2 protein-coding genes are annotated in these 4080 nt (G+C 66.4%); one reads left to right on the forward strand and one right to left on the reverse strand.

Features of this window, described 5'->3' with window-relative positions; all coding sequences use genetic code 11:
• Positions 1-3014: heterodisulfide reductase-related iron-sulfur binding cluster (locus tag ACFTZB_RS43745; protein WP_378441963.1), on the reverse strand; the 3014-nt coding region annotated here is incomplete at its 3' end.
• 619 nt (positions 3015-3633) lie between these two features.
• Between ACFTZB_RS43745 and ACFTZB_RS43750 the strand changes: the two genes are divergently transcribed.
• Positions 3634-4080, forward strand: a complete 447-nt coding sequence (locus ACFTZB_RS43750; protein ID WP_378441964.1) for a hypothetical protein — start codon at positions 3634-3636, stop codon at positions 4078-4080.

A 4080-nucleotide genomic window follows, 5' to 3' on the forward strand; every position in this document is an offset into this window, starting at 1 on the left:
GCGCCGCTCTTGAAACCGAGTCCACCGGCCTTCGCCGCCGGAGGAGCCTTCGGAGCCTCGGCCGCGGGAGCTTCCGAGGCGGAGGAGGTGTCGACGACCTCCGGTTCGGCAGCCGGGGGTGCGGCAGCCTGGGATTCGGCGACCGCCGGCTCGGCCGGAGCGGCGGCCTTCGCGCCGGGAGCCTTCGCCTTGCCCTTCATCTGCAGGCCCTTGCCCGGTGCCTTGGCGCCGGACGCGAGTCCGAGTCCCTTCGGCTTGGCTGCGGGCGCGTCCTGAGCGGGCGTTTCGACGGCGGGAGCCTCCGCGGCCGGTGCCGGAGCGGCGGCCTTCGCGCCGGGAGCCTTGGCGGCACCCTTCATCTGCAGGCCCTTGCCGCCCGGTGCCTTCGCGCCGCCGGCGAGCCCGAGGCCCTTCGGCTTGGGTGCCTCCGCTGCCGCAGCCTCGGAGCCTGCGTCAGCCGCCGCGGCGGGAGCAGCCTTCTTGGCGCCGGGAGCCTTCGCCCCACCGGCCATGCCGAGACCCTTGCCGGGCGCCTTGGCGCCGGGGGCTTTCGCCCCGCCCGCCATGCCGAGACCGGGTGCTTTCGCTCCGGGTGCCTTGGCGCCGGGAGCCTTCGCTCCGGGTGCCTTGGCCAGGCCCTTCATCGCCAGGCCCTTGCCTGCGGGAGCGTCCGTGGCCGCCGGAGTTGCAGCGGCCTCCTCGACCTCTTCGACGCGTTCCTTCTCGACCACCGCTGCCTTGGCTTCGGCTGCCGCCGGTTCGGCCGGCTTCTCGCGGGGGATGACCTTGATGTTCTCGGTCAGCTTCTCCGGCTCGAGACGCGTGATGGACGAGAGCATCAGCTGGGCGACGTCGACGACCTCGACACCCTCACCCTGGCCGGACTCCTGGCGAGCCGTGACGCCGTCGGTGAGCATGACGCGGCAGAACGGGCAGCCGGTCGCGATCTTCTTCGGATCCGTGCTGAGCGCCTCGTCGACCCGGTCGATGTTGATGCGCTTGCCGATGTTCTCTTCCATCCACATGCGGGCACCACCGGCACCACAGCACATGGACCGTTCGCCGTGACGGGGCATTTCCTTCAGCTTCGCGCCGGAGGCCTCCATCAGCTCGCGGGGAGCGTCGTACACCTTGTTGTGGCGGCCGAGGAAGCAGGGGTCGTGGTAGGTGATGTCCTCACCGACGGAGGCGACCGGAATCAGCTTCTTCTGGCGGACCAGGCGGTTGAGCAGCTGGGTGTGGTGAACCACCTCGTAGTCTCCGCCGACCTCCGGGTACTCGTTGCCGAGCGCGTTGAAGCAGTGGGCGCAGGTGACGACGATTTTGCGCTTGCGCTGCTCGACGCCGTCGAAGACCGAGTTCAGCAACTCGATGTTCTGCATGGCGAGCTGCTGGAACAGGAATTCGTTACCTGCGCGGCGAGCGGAGTCGCCGGTGCACGTCTCGTCGGCGCCGAGCACCATGAACTTCACGCCCGCGGTGGCGAGGAGTTCGGCGACGGCCTTCGTGGTCTTCTTGGCCCGGTCCTCGTAGGCGCCGGCGCAGCCGACCCAGAAGAGGTACTCGTAGTCCTCGAAGCTGTCCGCGTCCTGTCCGAACACGGGGATCTCGAAGTCCATCTCACTGATCCAATTGAGACGGTCCTTGGAATTCTGACCCCACGGGTTGCCCTTGTTCTCGAGGTTCTTGAACAGGCCGGCCAGCTCGGACGGGAACTCCGACTCGATCAGCACCTGGTAGCGGCGCATGTCAATGATGTGGTCGACGTGCTCGATGTCGACGGGGCACTGCTCGACGCACGCGCCACAGTTGGTGCAGCTCCAGAGCGTCTCGGCGTCGATGACCGGGGCGAGTTCGCCTTCGACGGTCTCGCCGACCAGCTTGCGCTCGGCCTCCCGGCGGGCAGCCTCGGGGATCGCCGCCAGCTTGGCGTCGTCGACGGCGCCTTCGCCGTTCACCAGGCCGACCTCGTCTCCGCCCATGTCCTTGCGGCCACCGGCGAGCAGGTACGGCGCCTTGGCGTATCCGTGGTCGCGCAGCGACGTGATGAGGAGCTTCGGGGACAGCGGCTTGCCGGTGTTCCATGCGGGGCACTGAGACTGGCAGCGCCCGCACTCGGTGCACGTGGTGAAGTCCAGCCAGCCCTTCCAGGAGAAGTCCTCGATGTTGCCGGCGCCGAACGTGTCGGTGTCGGGATCGGCGTCCTCCATGTTGATGGGCTTGCCGCCGGACATCATGGGCTTGGCGGCGCCGAGGGCGACGTCGCCGTCGTCCTCACGCTTGAAGTAGATGTTCGCGAACGCCGCGAACCGGTGCCACGCCACACCCCAGGTGATGTTGCGGCCGACGACGTAGAGCCAGATCATGCCCGACATCAGCTTGACGAAGGCGAAGAACGCGACCATGTTCGGGCTCGCGGGCAGCAGCTTCGCGAGGTTCATCGTGAAGAAGTCGGTCCACGGGTTGGAGTGGCCGTACGTGGCGATCTTCCCGGCCTTCACGAAGATCATGCCCAGGCCCTCGATGAGGACGACGGCCTCGACGAAGTAGGCGGCCCTGAAGTCGGAGCCACCGAAGCGGGACAGCCGCGCGGGCACGCGCGGGTGATTGAGCTGGCGGATCACGATCAGCGTGGTGATACCGATGACCGTGCCGAGGCCGAGGATCTCGTCGACGAAGTGGTAGACGGCGGTGTTACCGACCAGCGGCCAGTGGAACTCCGGGTCGAACGTCTGCCCGTAGGCCTCGAACCAGACGACGGCTCCGAGCATGAAGCCGACCATCACGAGCCAGTGGGCCCAGCCGACGGTCCGGAACTTGCTCATCCGGGTGTGCGCAATGAACTCGATGCACATCTGCTTGAAGCGCGGGAAGAACGGACGCCACCGGTCCGGGGCCGACTGGCCGATCCGGACGACGTTGACCATCTTCAATGCGCCTGTGATGAAGGAGAACCAACATACGAGGCTCAGCAGCACGCCGATGGTGCCCAACGTGATCGTCAGGGCATTCATGTCGCGGCCTTTCGTTTCAGGGCGGCAGGGCGGCCACCTCGGGACTGCTCGTGATCCTAACGCTTGCTAAGTTACCCGCTAGTAACTTATTCAGGCTACCTGCGGGTAACTTAGCCCTGGTCAGAAGCATTTCCGCAGCTGGGGCGCCGATGCGGCATGTGGCGCATGCCACAATCGGACTTTCTGTTCGCCACGTTAAAGGGTCGGAATTACCGCCTTCACCCAAGGTCGCCCTAACTTCGACCGATGGTCGCGCGGGGCCGTCCGCGAGGTCACTGGCGTGCGCTCCAGCCGCCATTTCGGTCACGAATTCAGCGCGGTTGTATTGCGGCGGGATAACGATGGGCAAATTGCCCGTTCGTCGATGTCGTCACGGACGAAATTTCGCCGCCGGACGTAAATTCAATCGATGTAATTCATGTGGATTACGTCGCGATCGGCCGGCTGCCGACCGGTTCTGCGCGGCCCGATGAATTTTTCGTCAATGAACATTTCGGCCGTGATTCCGCTGTTACTCTGAGCGTGTTTTCCGGCCCTGGTCAGCGGTCGTAACGGGGGTCGTGCAGTGCGCTTCCATCACATCGGTACTTCGTCGCGTCGGTCCTGAAATGAGGCATCAATGATCGTGAGAAGAGCTGCAGTTACGGCGGGCATGGCGGTCGCCGCCATGGGTCTTGCCGCCGGGGTTTCCCACGCGGGGCCGGCGGTGGCACCCGCTCCGGTGGCGCCCGCGCCGACAGTGTCGGCGCCCGCCGCGCTCCCGCTGCCGTTCCACGACGTCGCGTCCCGGGAGGAGAACGACAGGGCGTTCGGCCAGTTCGGTGCGCAGGTGGGTATCGCCGTCACGGTGGGCAGTCTGATCGGAACCATGGCCGGCGCCGGAATCGGTTGTATTGCAACACTTCCTGCCGGGTGTGTCGCGGGTCTCGTCACCGGGGCGGGTATCGGTGGGGTAGTGGGAACCATCGTTGCCGGCGGCCCCACTCTCGGTGTCAGTGCCTATCAGTTGTGGGAGACGTACAACGCCGCCCCGGGGACGTCGATCTACGCGGACAGGGACGAGTAG

This window comes from Rhodococcus sp. NPDC057014, from assembly GCF_042673295.1.
Classification (GTDB): Bacteria; Actinomycetota; Actinomycetes; order Mycobacteriales; family Mycobacteriaceae; genus Rhodococcus_F.

Coding starts and splice junctions, on each gene's coding strand:
- ACFTZB_RS43750 (WP_378441964.1), top strand. CDS start 3,634: ATGATCGTGAGAAGAGCTGCAGTTACGGCGGGCATGGCGGTCGCCGCC.